At 70.0% G+C, this 13967-nt stretch carries 12 protein-coding genes, 2 pseudogenes and 1 riboswitch; of the genes and pseudogenes, 7 read left to right on the top strand and 7 right to left on the bottom strand.

Annotation, left to right across the window (positions count from 1 at the left end; translation table 11 throughout):
- Window positions 1-55: 55 nt before the first annotated feature.
- Together ACFJGX_RS24120 and ACFJGX_RS24125 are read left to right on the top strand one after the other, a co-directional pair.
- Window positions 56-706, top strand: a complete 651-nt coding sequence (locus ACFJGX_RS24120; protein ID WP_382160542.1) for a GntR family transcriptional regulator — start codon at window positions 56-58, stop codon at window positions 704-706.
- A 61-nt stretch (window positions 707-767) separates the two neighbouring features.
- A complete protein-coding gene (locus tag ACFJGX_RS24125; RefSeq protein WP_291116509.1) occupies window positions 768-1067 on the top strand; it encodes a hypothetical protein in 300 nt (99 codons plus the stop codon).
- Window positions 1068-1070: 3 nt separating this feature from the next.
- Here the strand turns inward: ACFJGX_RS24125 and ACFJGX_RS24130 are convergent, their stop codons facing one another.
- The 6 genes from ACFJGX_RS24130 to ACFJGX_RS24155 form a co-directional block, all read right to left on the bottom strand.
- Window positions 1071-1667 (bottom strand): DNA-3-methyladenine glycosylase I, encoded by a 597-nt coding sequence (locus tag ACFJGX_RS24130; RefSeq protein WP_382323559.1) that lies wholly within the window; start codon window positions 1665-1667, stop codon window positions 1071-1073.
- 30 nt (window positions 1668-1697) lie between these two features.
- Window positions 1698-2819, bottom strand: coding sequence for an MBL fold metallo-hydrolase (locus ACFJGX_RS24135; RefSeq protein WP_382323558.1), 1122 nt, complete (start codon window positions 2817-2819; stop codon window positions 1698-1700).
- 82 nt (window positions 2820-2901) lie between these two features.
- Window positions 2902-3894, bottom strand: a complete 993-nt coding sequence (locus ACFJGX_RS24140; protein ID WP_382323557.1) for a tripartite tricarboxylate transporter substrate-binding protein — start codon at window positions 3892-3894, stop codon at window positions 2902-2904.
- Between the two features lie 44 nt (window positions 3895-3938).
- Window positions 3939-5045, bottom strand: a complete 1107-nt coding sequence (locus ACFJGX_RS24145) for a porin (protein WP_382323556.1) — start codon at window positions 5043-5045, stop codon at window positions 3939-3941.
- 34 nt (window positions 5046-5079) lie between these two features.
- Window positions 5080-6087, bottom strand: a complete 1008-nt coding sequence (locus ACFJGX_RS24150) for a PDR/VanB family oxidoreductase (RefSeq protein ID WP_382323555.1) — start codon at window positions 6085-6087, stop codon at window positions 5080-5082.
- Window positions 6084-7424, bottom strand: coding sequence for a Rieske 2Fe-2S domain-containing protein (locus ACFJGX_RS24155; protein ID WP_382323554.1), 1341 nt, complete (start codon window positions 7422-7424; stop codon window positions 6084-6086). The genes ACFJGX_RS24150 and ACFJGX_RS24155 overlap by 4 nt, the downstream gene beginning before the upstream one ends.
- Window positions 7425-7546: 122 nt before the next feature.
- Here ACFJGX_RS24155 and ACFJGX_RS24160 point away from each other — a divergent pair, with 122 nt between their 5' ends.
- Together ACFJGX_RS24160 and ACFJGX_RS24165 are read left to right on the top strand one after the other, a co-directional pair.
- A complete protein-coding gene (locus ACFJGX_RS24160; RefSeq protein ID WP_382327219.1) occupies window positions 7547-8509 on the top strand; it encodes a LysR substrate-binding domain-containing protein in 963 nt (320 codons plus the stop codon).
- 617 nt (window positions 8510-9126) lie between these two features.
- Window positions 9127-10584, top strand: a complete 1458-nt coding sequence (locus ACFJGX_RS24165) for a spermidine synthase (protein WP_382323552.1) — start codon at window positions 9127-9129, stop codon at window positions 10582-10584.
- A gap of 49 nt (window positions 10585-10633) precedes the next feature.
- On the opposite strand, the gene ACFJGX_RS24170 is transcribed toward ACFJGX_RS24165, so the two are convergent.
- On the bottom strand, window positions 10634-11185 hold the full coding sequence (locus ACFJGX_RS24170; protein ID WP_382323551.1) for a glycine zipper 2TM domain-containing protein: 552 nt from the start codon (window positions 11183-11185) through the stop codon (window positions 10634-10636).
- 93 nt (window positions 11186-11278) lie between these two features.
- Window positions 11279-11393, top strand: a riboswitch (TPP riboswitch).
- Window positions 11394-11510: 117 nt separating this feature from the next.
- On the opposite strand from ACFJGX_RS24170, the pseudogene thiC reads away from it, so the two are divergent.
- The 3 genes and pseudogenes from thiC to ACFJGX_RS24185 all read left to right on the top strand — a co-directional run bounded on the left by thiC (window position 11511) and on the right by ACFJGX_RS24185 (window position 13846).
- Window positions 11511-13380, top strand: a pseudogene (thiC, locus tag ACFJGX_RS24175) (phosphomethylpyrimidine synthase ThiC).
- A gap of 10 nt (window positions 13381-13390) precedes the next feature.
- Window positions 13391-13618 (top strand): annotated as a pseudogene (locus ACFJGX_RS24180) (DUF1653 domain-containing protein); the annotation flags it as partial.
- A 15-nt stretch (window positions 13619-13633) separates the two neighbouring features.
- Complete coding sequence (locus ACFJGX_RS24185; RefSeq protein WP_382325503.1) at window positions 13634-13846, top strand: oxidoreductase-like domain-containing protein; 213 nt, start codon at window positions 13634-13636, stop codon at window positions 13844-13846.
- Window positions 13847-13967: the final 121 nt, after the last annotated feature.

Consider the following 13967-nt stretch of genomic DNA (forward strand, 5'->3'; position numbering starts at 1 on the left):
AGATGTTAAATCAGCAATAACCCTATACTCCTCGCCACACGAGACCGACCACCCCATGAACACCGCCCTGGAACTGCAACGCCCCCGACTGCTCACCGACGTGGTCGCCGAGCGGCTGCGCGAGGCCATCGTCAAAGGCGACCTCAAGCTCGGCGAGCAGGTGTCGGAAGCCCAGCTGGCCCAGCGCATGGGCGTGAGCAAGACGCCGGTGCGCGAGGCCCTGCTGCGGCTCAAGAGCGAGGGCCTGGTGGAGATCCACCCGCAGCGCGGCACCTTCGTCTTCACGCTCTCGCCGCAGGAGCTGTCGCATCTGCTGCAGTTCCGCGCGATGGTGGAGACCGAGGCGCTGCGCGAGGCCATGCAGTCCCATCCGCGCGAGCTGCTGCAGCGCATGGCGCAGTGCGTGAAGGAAATGAAGACCGCCGAGCGCGCGAAGGACCTGCCCGCGCTCGCGCGCATCGACATGAGCTTTCACCAGGCCTTCTTCGAGAGCTGCGACAACCATTACCTGCGCGCCAGCTACGAGCTGCTGCGTTACCAGCTCACCGCGCTGCGCCACCGCTCGCCCATCACCAACGCGGTCTCCAGCCACCAGGTGCTGGTGGACGCGGTGGAAGACCACGACGCCACGAAGGCCTGCGCCCTGCTGCGCGGCCACGTGCTGGAAAACGAACCGCGCTACCTGCTGGCCTGCGGCATCGCCTGAGGGGCAGCGCGGGCGGCGGGCCTTCAGTACAATCGCCGACCCCTCACCCCGCGCTTACCCCATGCAGTATTCCGTTTCGCACCACAAGCTCAAGCTCATCCTGGCCGCGCATGGCCTCAAGCCGGGCGATGCCGGCGGCATCGACGCGCTGTTCGGCGGCAAGGATGGCTACTACTGGTTCGGCACCGTGCGCGATCTCTGCCCCGAGGGCAAGACCCTGTCGTGGGAGAACCAGTACGCCATGGTCAACGCGATCCAGGCGCACGAAAACGCCACGGCCGAAGAGGACGAAATGAAGCCCCAGGTGCCCAGCGCGGCCAACATCGCGGCGCTCTCCAAGCTGCTGGCCGACCCGCTCTGAGGCCTAACGCGGCCGCTTGAAGCGCAGGCGCGCCTGCGCGGCCTGCGCGCGCATCACGCAGGCCTCGGCGTGGTCGTTGATCAGGCCCATGGCCTGCATGAAGGCGAACACCGTGGTCGGGCCGACGAAGGCCCAGCCGAGTTTCTTCAGGTCTTTCGACAGGCGCACGGAGGCGTCCGATGTGGACACGGTCTGTGGCGCGCCCAGGTCCGCCTCGTCGGGTTCGTAGCGCCAGAAGAACGCCGCCAGCGAGCCTTCGGCCTTCACCATCTCCTGCGCGCGCCGCGCGTTGTTGATGACCGCCTCGATCTTGCCGCGGTGTCGCACGATGCCCTCGTCGCCCAGCAGGCGCTCCACGTCCTGGGCCGTGAAGCGGGCGACGCGGTGAAAGTCGAACCCGTGGAAGGCGGCGCGGAAGTTCTCGCGCTTGGCAAGGATGGTGCGCCAGCTCAGGCCGGACTGGAAACTCTCCAGGCACAGCTTCTCGAACAGCCGGCGGTCGTCGCCGACGGGGAAGCCCCACTCCCGGTCGTGGTACGCGAAGAACTCGGGCGCGGCGGCGCACCAGCGGCAGCGGGGTTGCGCGATCGGGGCCGGCAACGGTGGTGTTCATGGGGGGTCTTTCTTCATTCAATCGAGGGGCCAGGGCAGGTCGCGCTGCAGGGCCGCTGGCCCGTCGGGCGCCTTCGGCGCTTCCTGGCCCGCGTCCAGCGAGCGCCACCAGGGCGTCACCACCTCGAGCGCGGCCGGCTCCACCGCCTCGCCCAGGCGGGGCATGAGCAAGGGCGTGCCCTGCCCTTGCGCCAAGGCCAGCAAGGTCTCCACCGGTTCGTCCCAGGCGTGCATGGCCAGGCTGAAGGTGCCCCAGTGCACCGGCAGCAGGGCGCCGCCGCCCAGCAGCGCGTGCGCCTTCAGGGCGTTGGCCGGCCCCAGGTGGATGTCGCCCCAGGCCGGGTGGAAGGCGCCCACCTCCAGCATCACCAGATCGAACGGCCCGAGCCTCTCGCGGATGGTGGCGTACTCCGTGGTCAGGCCGGTGTCGCCGCTGAAGAAGACGCGGTGCCGCTCGCTGGCGATCACCATCGACGACCACAGCGTGGCGTTGCGGTCCTTGAAGCTGCGGCCGGAGAAGTGCTGCGAAGGCGCCGCCGTGACCGTGATGCCGGTGCCGGGCACGCGGTGGCTGTCCCACCAGTCCAGCTCGGTGATGCGCTCGGCCGCCACGCCCCAGGCCTGCAGGTGCGCGCCCACGCCCAGCGAGGTGACGAAGGGCACGCGGCTGTGCCGCGCGAGCGCGCGGATGGTGGGGTAGTCCAGGTGGTCGTAGTGGTCGTGCGAGATCACCACCACGTCCACCTCGGGCATCTCGCGCAGCCGCAGCGGCACGGGCTGGAAGCGCTTGGGGCCGAGCAGGCGGAACGGCGAGGCGCGCGTGCCCCACACGGGGTCGGTCAGCACGCGGTGGCCGTCGATCTCGATCAGCACCGTGGAATGCCCCAGCCAGGTGGCGCGCAGGCCGCTCTGGGCCGGGCGGCCCCAGCGCTCGCGCGGGTCCAGCGAGGGCAGTGCGACGCCGGGCAGTCGCCGGTCGCCCGCGCTCAGGAACTCCTTGAGCGTGGGCCGGGGCGCGGTGGGGTCGCGCAGCCCGGGCAGCACCGGGTGCAGGTTGCGAAAGCCCGTGCCGTCCCACAGGGGCGAAGCGCGCATGCGCTCCAGGCGCTCGCCCTGCGCCCGTTTGCCAAAACTGTTCATGCCAGCGCTCCTGCGGCCGGCGCCCCCCTGCCCGCAGGGAGGATCACCGCTCGACGCAGTGTAGATCGCGGCGTCCGCGGGGTCACTCGTCCAGCCGGAACCCGAAGGTGCGCGAGACCTCGCGCCAGCCCGCGAGCTCGCTGCGGATCTTCGTGGCCAGCGCGGCGCCGTCCAGCTCGGCGGGCACCAGCGCCAGCCTGGCGAAGCTCTCCTTCACGGCCGGCGTGCGCAAGGCGGCGCGCACGACGGTGGACATGCGGTCGATGTGCGGCGCCGGGGTGCCGGGCCTGGCGAACATGCCGATCCATTCGGAACCCAGCACCTCGGGCATGCCTTGCTCCAGGAAGGTGGGCACCTCCGGCACGAAGCCGCTGCGCTCGCGCGCCGTCACCCCCAGCACGCGCAGCTTGCCCCCGCTCAGGTGCGGCAGCATGTCGGTGATGGGGTTGATGACCGCGGGGATCTGGCGACCCAGCAGGTCGGCGATGGCCGGCGCCGAGCCCCGGTAGGGCACGTGCTGCAACGGGAGGCCCGACGACTTCTGCAGCAGGTAGGTCAGGAAATGGGTGATGTTGCCCGCGGCCGGCGAACCCACGTTCAGGGCCGTGGGGTTGGCCCTGAGCCAGGCCACGAAGGCCTTCACATCGCCGACCTGCGCGGGCACGGCCGGCCCCACCGCGAGCGCCAGCGGCACGGTGGCGATCTGGGCCACCGGCACCAGGTCCTTGACCGGGTCGTAGCTGAGCCGGGTGTACACGTGGGGGTAGATGACGATCATCGACCCCGGCGTCACCAGCCACTGGCTGCCATCGGCCGGGCCGTGGCGCAGGGTGTCGATGGCGATGCGCCCGCCGGCACCGGCCTTGTTCTCCACCACCGCGGTGTCGGCGGCCACGCCGCGGACGAACTCGGCGATGCGCCGGGCCACCACGTCGATCGCGCCGCCCGCGGGAAAGCCCGCCAGCAGCTTCACGACGCCGGGCAGCCGGTCCGAGGCCCGCGCGTGGTGGACAGGAAGGGTGGTCGCGGCAAGGCCCGCGATGAAGCGCCGTCGGTTGGTGTGCATCTCGTTCATGGGGATCTTCTCGTTCGGGGTTCGATGAAAACGTGCCGTGGGTTTCAGAAGCTGTGGCGCATGCCCAGCATGAAACCGGTCTGACCGCGCCCGGCCAGCGGCGCGGCGCTGGACAGCTCGCCCGCGGAAATCGAATAGGCCGCCAGGCGGTCGTTGGACACCCGGCCCAACAGCGCATAGGCCGAGGTGCGCCGGCTCAGCGCATAGTTCCCGCGCAGCACGAGCATGCGGGCGTTCGCGTCGGGTCGCTCGTCGCGCAGCTGCAGCACCTGCGCGTCCACGCTCCAGGCGCCGGACAGGGGCACGTTGGTGCCGACGAACACGAGGTCGGTGGACAGCGGAGTCGGCGAGGCCCGCAGCCGGCGCTGGATCCAGCCGGCGCCGATCTTCGCGCTGCCCAGCTTCGCGTAGCCGGTGAGGAGGGTGCGGCGGTCCAGGTTGCCGGCGGCCGGCAGCGTGCCGGGAGGCTGCCCGAAGAAATTGCCCGCGGCGCCCCCCTTCTGCAGGTCGTGCGCCAGCGCCACACCCCAGCGGGGTGCGTCGTACTTCACCATGGCCGACCAGGCGCGGCACTCGCGCACCGTGTTCTCGCCCGCGCAGTTGGCCGGCGCCAGGGCATCGCGCCCCAGCGAATAGGTGGCACCGACCGTGAGCGCGCCGAAGCTGCCCCGGTAGGCGATCGCGTTGTCGGTGCGGGCGTTGGGCAGGTAAGGGTCCAGCGCGGCCGAGCCGAACACCGCCGGGCCCACCACGTCGGCATCGAGCATCGAATAGAAGCTCATGGTCCAGTGGCGCCCCAGGGTCAGCGTGCCCCAGGGCGCGGAGAGGCCCACGAAGGCCTGGCGGCCGAAAGCCCGCCCGCCCTGCAGGGCCGTGCCGTTGTCCACGCCGAAGCCGGACTCAAGCGTGAACACCGCCTTGAGGCCGCCGCCCAGTTCCTCGTTGCCGCGCAGCCCCCAGCGCGAGGGCAGCTGCCCACCGCTGAGCGAGGGCATGCGGGTCACGCTGGCGCCGGACGCACCCACGTTGTTGAGGTGCTCCACGCCGGTGTCGAGCACCCCGTAGAGCTGCACGCCGCCGGGCGTGGGTGTTTGCGCGTGGGCGCTGGTCAGCGCGCCCAGCAGGGCCGCCAGGGTGAGGCTGGTTTTCATGGGGTGTCTCCTCGTTGTGGGGAAAGGGTTGGACTCAGAGGTCCAGGGTGAGAAACGGGCCGCGCGCGCGCGAGACGCACAGCGCGATGCAGTCGCCTTGCGCTTTTTCGGTGTCGGTCAGGAAGCCGTCGCGGTGGTCGACCTCGCCCTCCAGCACGGGGGTGACGCAGGTGCCGCAGATGCCTTGTTCGCACGCGGTCTCGACGGCCACGCCCTGCTCGCGCAGCGCGTCCACGATGGTCATGTGCGCCGGCACGGTCACCGTGCGGGCACCGCGCGCGAGGCGGACCTCGAACGCGCTGTCGGTGGCCTCCGAGGCGGTGGTGGGCGCGGCGAAATGCTCCAGGTGCACCTGGCCGAGCGGCCAGTGGCGCGCCGCCACCGCGAGCACCGTGTCCATGAAACCGGCCGGTCCGCAAAGGTAGAGGTGGGCGCCCGCAGGCGGCCTGGACAGCGCGCGTTCCAGCTGCTCGCGCACCGCCTCGGGTGGCAGGCCGCACCAGAGCCGGCAGTGGGCCGAAAAAGGATCGGACGCCAGCAGCTCCCGGTAGGCCGCGTGCTCCGCGGCGCGCACGAAATGCAGCAGCTCGAACGGCTTGCCACCGGCCTGCAGGTGGCGCGCCATGCTCAACAGCGGCGTGATGCCGATGCCGCCGGCGACCAGCACGCTGTGCGCCGCGTCCGTCAGCAGCGGGAAGTGGTTGCGGGGCGTCCCGATGTCGAGCACGGTGCCGATGGCCACGGCCTCGTGCAGGAAGCGCGAACCGCCCCGCGAGGCGGCCTCGAGCTTGACCGCCACCGTGTAGCTCGCGCGGTCGCCGCCATCGCCACACAGCGAGTACTGGCGCACCAGGCCGGGCCGCAGGTGCAGGTCGATGTGCGCACCGGGCGTGTAAGCCGGCAGTTCACCGCCGTCGAGCGCCTCGAGCGTGAGCTCGCGCACGTCCAGCGCCACGCGCCGGGCCGAGCGCACGCGCACGCGGATGGTCTCCAGCCCCTGGCGAGCCGGTGCCTGCCGCTCGGCCACGATGAGCGCGCTCATGCCGCCGCACCGGCGTGCGAACCGGCGGTCTGGGGCGCGAACAGCGTGGCATCGGCCGCGTAGCGGGCGCAATACGCCTCCTTGGGCATCGCGTTCGGCAGCTCGCCGGTGACCACCACCATGTCCCGGAAGTCGTTCTCCTGCGCCTGCCGCACCACGCCGCGGGGGTCGCCTCCGGCCTGCACGGTGTCCACGGCTTCGTCGAGCATGCGGCGCGCGCGCACGATGGCGATGTCGGACGACGACAGGTGCTCGTCCCTTTGCTGGTGGACAACGCCCTGCGACTGGGTGATCGCAATGTCGTGCACCGAGAAGCACTGGCCCAGGCCCAGGTACTCCTCGCGCTTCATCGCCTCCCGGTTCTGCGCGTACAGGCCGTCCTTGCGCCGCCACATGCGGTCGCCCTCCTCCTTCTCCGCCTGGTACTGCTTTTCCAGCGCCGCCGTGTCCAGCGACCCACTGCGGTGGAAGATGAACTCCCAGCGCCAATGGCGCTCGTCGTCGATCGGCACGTCCCACAGCATGGTGAGGCCCCCTTCACCGAGGTAACCCTCGAAGCCGCCCACCGCGCAGGCGTTGGGCATCACGAAGTTGGTGATGCGCAGGGAGCAGCGGTCCGTGCCTTCGATCTGCCGGCGCGTGTACAGGCGAACACCAAAGCGCGTGTCCTCGATCGACAGCTCGGGGCGCGCCTGGTTGGCGAACACGCCCCAGCGCGCCTTCATCTGCTCGTCCGCCAGCTCCAGCTGGTGCAGGTACGAGGTGTGGACCGGGTCGATGTTGCCTTCGCTGGCCTGCAGCCAGTTGCACTCCCCGAGCCAGCGCGTGGTGTAGCAATGCGCCGCGCCGCCCTGCAGCGCCGGGTAGTTCGGGAACAGCGGCGGCTCTCCGGGCCCCATGTAGGCCCAGAACGCGCCCGCGGCCTGGTGCAGCGGATAGGACTTCATCTGGATGCGGTGCCTGGCCGTGGCCGAGGCCTCCGCGGGCTGATCCAGGCAACGGCCCGCCACATCGAACAACCAGCCGTGATACGGGCAGCGGATGCCCCCGTCCTCGATGCGACCCAGCGCGAGGTCGGTGCAGCGGTGCGCGCACTTGCGGTCGATCAGGCCCACGCGGTCCTGGTCGTCGCGAAAGAGCACGAGGTCTTCGCCCAGGATGCGGATCGGTTGCGGCGGCGCGCCGGCCGGCAGGGACGCCACCAGCGCCACCGGCTGCCAGTAGCGGCGCAGCAACTCGCCGGCGGGTGTGCCGGCGTTGGTCTGGGTGAGGTACTGGTGGCGGTCGGCACCCCGGGGTCTGGCGTGGAGGGTGATGGGCTTCGCGAGCTCGTTCATGGCGGTCAACTCCTGAAATCAGATACAAGTATTTCTGCTAACAGAGTTAATCTAGTTCTATGTCTCGCGCGTTTGAATGGTAGATTCACCGAAACCGGACATCACTTTTTTTCATGGCTCGCATGGACGTCAAACAACTCCAGAATTTCTGCAAGGTGGCCGAGGTGGGCAGCCTCACGGCGGCGGCCCACGGTCTGGGCCTGACCCAGGCCGCGCTCAGCCGGCAGCTCGCGATGCTGGAAGCCGAACTCCAGGTGGCGCTGTTTCGCCGCACCGGCCGGGGCCTGGACCTCACGCCCGCGGGGCGGCGGCTGCTGGAGCAGGCCCACCTGGTGCTGCAGCAGATGGCGCAGATTCCGCGCGTGGTGCGGGGCGACGGCAAGGCGGCCCGCCTGAGCCTGGCCGTGGGCCTGCCGCCCAGCCTGGCGCGCACCATCGTGGTCCCGCTGGTGGAAGCCTTTCAGAACGACATCCCCGAAGTCGCGATGCGCTCGGTGGACGGCCTCTCGGCCAACCTGATGGACCTGGTCGCGGCGGGCAAGCTGGATTGCGCGGTGGTCTACAACACCGCCCCCACCGACAAGGTGCTGCTCACACCGATCGCCGAGGAAGACCTGTACCTCGTGACGGCCCAGGCCATGGCCGGCGGCACCGAGCCCGGCAGCTCGGTCCCGCTGGCCGACATCGCTCGCCTGCCCCTGATCACCGCGGGCGAGGGCAATGCCATCCACGTCACGCTCTCGGCCGCGCTGGCCCGGCTGGGCAAGACCGCCCAGGTCGTGCACGAGATCGCCAACCTCACGGCCATCCTGGACCTGGTGCGCAACGGCCATGGCTGCTCGGTCATCCCGCTCAGCGGCGTGCACTCCTGCATCGGCGACAAGACCGTGCGCCTGCACCGCATCCGGCGCCCCGCGCTGCGCTGCTCGCTGTTCATGGCGGTGCCCGCCCGCTCCGACGACCCCCTCACCGTGAGCGAACTGGACCTGCTGCGCAAGGTCGTGGTGCGTCAGCTGCGGCAGTTCGACGACGAGGTCGAGGCCTTCATCGCCGAAGGCCGGCGGCGGCATCCAGCGGCGTCCTGAGCGGTCCGTTCGGAGGCACAGCGGCCATACTCCGGCATCGCGTCGCTCAGGACCCCTCACCATGCCTCTGTTCGCAGCCACGGTTTTCCTGTCCGCTTTCCTGCTGTTCCAGATCCAGCCCATCGTGGCCAAGATGATCCTGCCGTGGTTCGGTGGATCGTCCTCGGTCTGGACGCTGTGCATGGTGTTCTTCCAGGTGGAGCTGCTGCTGGGGTACGCCTATGTGCACCTGGTGCACGAGAAGCTCAGCGCGCGGCGCCAGCCCTGGGTGCACGGCGCGCTGCTGTTGCTCAGCCTGCGCACCCTGCCGGTGGTGGCCGATCCGTCCTGGAAGCTCGACGCCCAGGCGCACCCGACCTGGAGCGTGCTCGCCGTATTCGCCACCACCGTGGGCGTGCCCTACCTGCTGCTGTCCACCACCGGCCCGCTGATGCAGGCCTGGTACGCACGCGCCTTCGTGGCCCGGGGCGTGCAGCCCTACCGCCTGTACGCGCTGTCCAACCTGGCGTCCATGCTGGCGCTGCTGTCCTACCCGGTGCTGGTCGAGCCGGTGCTGGCGGTGAAGCCACAGGCCTGGGTGTGGTCGGCCGGCTACGCGCTGTTCGTGCTGGTCTGCGTTGCGCACGGCGGGCTACACGGTGCGGCGCCAGAACGGCGCCACGGCCCACACCGCCCAGCTCGAAGACGCGCCCCGCCCCAGCTGGCGCGAGTGCCTGCTGTGGGTGGGCCTGGCGGCCACCGCCTCCATGCTCTTGCTGGCCATCACGCGCCACCTCACGCAGGACGTGGCGCCCGTGCCCTTCCTCTGGGTGCTGCCGCTGGCGCTGTACCTGCTGAGCTTCATCCTGTGTTTCGACGCGCCGCGCTACTACGTGCGCCCGCTTTTCCTGGGCGCCCTGCCGCTGGCCTTCGTCGCGCTGGACTTCGCGATGAACGAAGGCCTGGACGTGCCGGTGCTGGTGGCCCTGCTGTGCGCGGCGGTGTTCGTGTTCTGCATGGTCTGCCACGGCGAGCTGGTGCGCCGGCGCCCGCCGCTGCGCCACCTCACGCTGTTCTACCTGATGCTCTCGGTGGGCGGCGCACTGGGCGGCCTGTTCGTGGGCCTGGTGGCACCAGCGGTCTTCAACGCCTACTTCGAACTGCCGCTGGGCCTGTTCCTGTGCGCGCTGCTGACGGTGCGGGTGCTCTGGCCCGGGCTGCGCGCACGCTGGCGCGCCGCCCTGCTGCTGGCGCTGCTGCTCTATGGCGCGCGCCTGGCCAGCATCTCGCTGGACTACGTGCAGGGCTACACCGAGGTGGTGCGCAACTTCTACAGCCAGACGCGCATCGAGCAGAGCGTGGACAAGGACGGCCTGGGCCCGGTCCGCAAGATGGTGCACGGCAGCATCACGCACGGCGAGCAGTACCTCAACCACCCGAAGCGCGCCACCGCCTATTACTGCGAGCGCACCGGCATCGGCCGCGCGCTGTTGAGCCTGCCCTCCGACCGACCGCGCAAACTCGGCGTGGTGGGCCTGGGCGCGGGCACGCTCGCGGTGTACGGCCGGGCGGGCGACGAGATGCGCCTGTACGAGATCAACGACCAGGTGCTGGACCTGGCGCGGCGGCATTTCACGTTTCTCTCGGACAGCGCCGCGCGCACCGTGCCGGTGCTGGGCGATGGCCGCCTGATGCTGGAGCGCGAGGCCCCGCAGGCCTTCGACCTGCTGGCCATGGACGCGTTTTCAGGCGACTCGATTCCCACCCACCTGCTCACGCTCGAAGCCTTTGACGCCTACCAGCGCCACCTGCGGCCGGACGGGCTGCTCGCGGTGCACATCACCAACACCTACCTGGACCTGCGCCCGGTGATGGCCTCGGCCGCGTTGCACATGGGCAAGGTGGCGCTGCTGCTGGAATTGCCGTCGGGCCATGGCGACCCGTTCTGCCGGCGCTCCTCGTGGGTGGTGTTCGTCAACCCGGCGCAGGCGGCGAACCTGCCGCCCGCCTTGCGGGATGCTCAGGTGCTGACACCGCGCCCGGGCTTCCGGCCGTGGACGGACACCTTCTCCAACCTGTTCGACATCCTGATCTGAGGGCCCGCTCGGCGCCGTTGCACTTTCTTGCAACTGCGCCGCGCCGGCTTCACGACTTCGCGTCGGGCGGTGGTGTGGTCACCACCTGGCCGTCCTTCACCGGCAGCGTCGCGCCGGGCTTGAACGAGGTGCGCACCGTGCCGTCCTTGCCATCCAGGCGGTAGGTCACCTGGTAGCCGCTGAGCTTCTGCGTCTTTTCGTTGACCGTCTTGCAGCGCCGCTCCACCGAAGCGACCGTGTCTTTCTGCTGCATGTTCTTCTGCACCTGGTTGCCGGCGTAGCCGCCAGCCGCGGCACCGGCCACGGTCGCCAGCGTCTTGCCGCTGCCGCCACCAATCGTGCTGCCCAGCAGGCCGCCGGCCACGCCGCCGATCACCGAGCCGGCGATGCGGTGCTGGTCCTTCACGGGCGCCTGCCGCTGCACCGTCACGTCCTCGCAATGCTCGCGCGGCGTGACCACCGTGGCCATGACTTCCTTCACCTCGACCACCTCGGCGACTTTGGGTTTCATGAGCGTCTGGTAGCCGGTGACGCCGCTGGCGCCGATGACGACCGTGGCGAGCCCGCCGACGACCAGGCCCTTCATCATTGATTTGTCCATGTTTGCATCCTGCCTTTCTGTGGAATCCATCTTGCGCGGCAATCTATCGCTGTTCTGTCGTGTTCTTGTGACAAAGCGTGTCCGCGTACACTCTGCCCTGCTCCGGGGTGCACGGACTCGAAAGGGTCCGGCGCTGAGACGGCTTGACGGCCGAACCCGTGAACTTGATCCGGTTAGTACCGGCGAAAGAAGAGCGCATGCCCCACGGCGGCATGCGGGCGTGGCCCTTCCCCCGGCGGAAGGGCGGCGCCCGCGCACGCGGTCACTGGGGCGGTCCTCCGGAGCATTCATCCATGCCCATCCACCGGAACCGGAGACCGCCACCATGAATGCCCCCGACAAGATCCCCCACCGCCTCGCTCGCGCTCAGCCGCGAACCCTTTCCCGCCTCCCGCAAGATCCACGTGCCCGGCCAGCTGCCCGGCGTGAGCGTGCCCATGCGCGAGATCGCGCTCACCAACGGCGAGCGCGTCGTGGTGTACGACACCTCGGGCCCTTACTCGGAACCGACGGCCGCGATCGACGTGACGCGCGGCCTGCCCGAGGTGCGCGGCGCGTGGATTGCCGCGCGCGGCGACACCGAAACCTACGAGGGCCGCGCGCGCCAGGCGCTGGACGATGGTGTGAAACACGAAGCGCGCGATGCCGAGCGCATCGAGGCCTTGCGCGCCTCCGCGATCGGCCTGCAGCGCACGCCGCGCCGCGCGCGCACCGGCTCGAACGTGACGCAGATGCACTACGCGCGCCGCGGCATCGTCACGCCCGAGATGGAGTACGTGGCCGTGCGCGAGAACGGCAAGCGCGAATGGATGGCCGAGTACCTGGGCGACGCGGCGCGCGAGGCGCGCCTGCGCGGCAACCCCATGGGCGCGCGCATCCCCGAGATCATCACGCCCGAGTTCGTGCGCGACGAGGTGGCGCGCGGCCGCGCCATCATCCCGGCCAACATCAACCACCCCGAGGTGGAGCCGATGGCGATCGGCCGCAACTTCCTGGTCAAGGTCAACGCCAACATCGGCAACTCGGCCGTCACCTCCAGCATCGAGGAAGAAGTGGACAAGCTGGTGTGGGCGATCCGCTGGGGTGCGGACAACGTGATGGACCTCTCCACCGGCCGCAACATCCACACCACGCGCGACTGGATCGTGCGCAACTCGCCCGTGCCCATCGGCACCGTGCCGATCTACCAGGCGCTGGAGAAGGTGGGCGGCGTGGCCGAGGACCTGAGCTGGGAGATCTACCGCGACACGCTGATCGAGCAGGCCGAACAGGGCGTGGACTACTTCACCATCCACGCCGGCGTGCGCCTGCCCTTCATCCACCTCACCGCGAACCGGCGCACCGGCATCGTCTCGCGCGGCGGCTCCATCATGGCCAAGTGGTGCATCACGCACCACCAGGAGAGCTTTCTCTACACGCACTTCGACGAGATCTGCGAGATCATGAAGGCCTACGACGTGAGCTTCTCGCTCGGCGACGGCCTGCGCCCCGGCAGCGCCGCCGACGCCAACGACGAAGCCCAGTTCGCCGAATTGAAAACCCTGGGCGAGCTCACGCAGACCGCGTGGAAGCACGACGTGCAGACCATGATCGAAGGGCCGGGCCACGTGCCGATGCACCTGATCCAGGCCAACATGGACGAGCAGCTCAAGCACTGCCACGAGGCGCCGTTCTACACCCTGGGCCCGCTCACCATCGACATCGCGCCCGGCTACGACCACATCGCCTCGGCCATCGGCGCGGCCATGATCGGCTGGATGGGCACGGCCATGCTCTGCTACGTCACGCCCAAGGAGCACCTGGGCCTGCCCGACCGCGACGACGTGAAGCAGGGCCTGATCGCCTACAAGATCGCCGCGCACGCGGCCGACATCGCCAAAGGCCACCCCGGCGCCCGCGCGCGCGACGACGCCATGAGCAAGGCGCGCTTCGAGTTCCGCTGGCACGACCAGTTCAACCTCGGCCTGGACCCGGACACCGCGCGCGACTTCCACGACGAGACCCTGCCCAAGGACAGCAGCAAGGAAGCCCACTTCTGCAGCATGTGCGGGCCGAAGTTCTGTTCCATGAAGATCACGCAGGACGTGCGCGACTACGCCGAACAGGGCATGGCCGGCAAGTCGGCCGAGTTCAAGGCCGCGGGCGGCGAGTTCTACGTGCCGGTGCCGTCGATCCCGATCAAGGCCGGCGCCTAAACTCCCCGCCATGACCGACGACGACCTGCCCCCGCTGAACCCCACGCCACCTGGCCTCTACCGCCACTACAAGGGCGGCTGGTACGAGGTGCTGGACACCGTGCGCTGCAGCGAAACCCTGCAGGGCATGACCCTGTACCGCGCGCTCTACGGCGGCTGGGGCCTGTGGGTGCGGCCGGCGGCCATGTTCGCGGAGGTGGGCACGTTCGAGGGGCGCGAGCAAGCGCGCTTCACGCGGCACGACCCGGCCGGCGTGCCGCTGGCCGACCTGCCCACCGCGCAGGCGCTCGTCGCCCACCTGCGCGGCCTGGCGCAGCGCCGGGGCATGGACCTGGACAGCGCCCTGCGCCCGCCACCACCCGAGCCCGCCACCTGCTGCGGGCGGGGTTGCAACGGCTGCGTCTGGGAAGGCTTCTACACCGCCCTGCACCACTGGCGGGAGGACGCGCTGGCCCGCCTTTTGTGACATTTGACCGGCCCCGGGCCCGGGCGGCGCCTCGGCCCGGGGCCCTTCCGTATACTGGCCGGGGTACAAAACCAGCGCCCCGCCTCAGCGCCCAGGGGACGCGACCGAATCAAAGAGGGAA

Origin of the sequence: Hydrogenophaga sp. UC242_50, from assembly GCF_042697355.1 — a bacterium.
GTDB lineage: Bacteria > Pseudomonadota > Gammaproteobacteria > Burkholderiales > Burkholderiaceae_C > Hydrogenophaga.

Coding starts and splice junctions, on each gene's coding strand:
- ACFJGX_RS24150 (WP_382323555.1), bottom strand. CDS start 6,087: ATGAGCGCGCTCATCGTGGCCGAGCGGCAGGCACCGGCTCGCCAGGGG.
- ACFJGX_RS24170 (WP_382323551.1), bottom strand. CDS start 11,185: ATGGACAAATCAATGATGAAGGGCCTGGTCGTCGGCGGGCTCGCCACG.
- ACFJGX_RS24140 (WP_382323557.1), bottom strand. CDS start 3,894: ATGAACGAGATGCACACCAACCGACGGCGCTTCATCGCGGGCCTTGCC.
- ACFJGX_RS24160 (WP_382327219.1), top strand. CDS start 7,547: ATGGACGTCAAACAACTCCAGAATTTCTGCAAGGTGGCCGAGGTGGGC.
- ACFJGX_RS24145 (WP_382323556.1), bottom strand. CDS start 5,045: ATGAAAACCAGCCTCACCCTGGCGGCCCTGCTGGGCGCGCTGACCAGC.
- ACFJGX_RS24120 (WP_382160542.1), top strand. CDS start 56: ATGAACACCGCCCTGGAACTGCAACGCCCCCGACTGCTCACCGACGTG.
- ACFJGX_RS24125 (WP_291116509.1), top strand. CDS start 768: ATGCAGTATTCCGTTTCGCACCACAAGCTCAAGCTCATCCTGGCCGCG.
- ACFJGX_RS24155 (WP_382323554.1), bottom strand. CDS start 7,424: ATGAACGAGCTCGCGAAGCCCATCACCCTCCACGCCAGACCCCGGGGT.
- ACFJGX_RS24135 (WP_382323558.1), bottom strand. CDS start 2,819: ATGAACAGTTTTGGCAAACGGGCGCAGGGCGAGCGCCTGGAGCGCATG.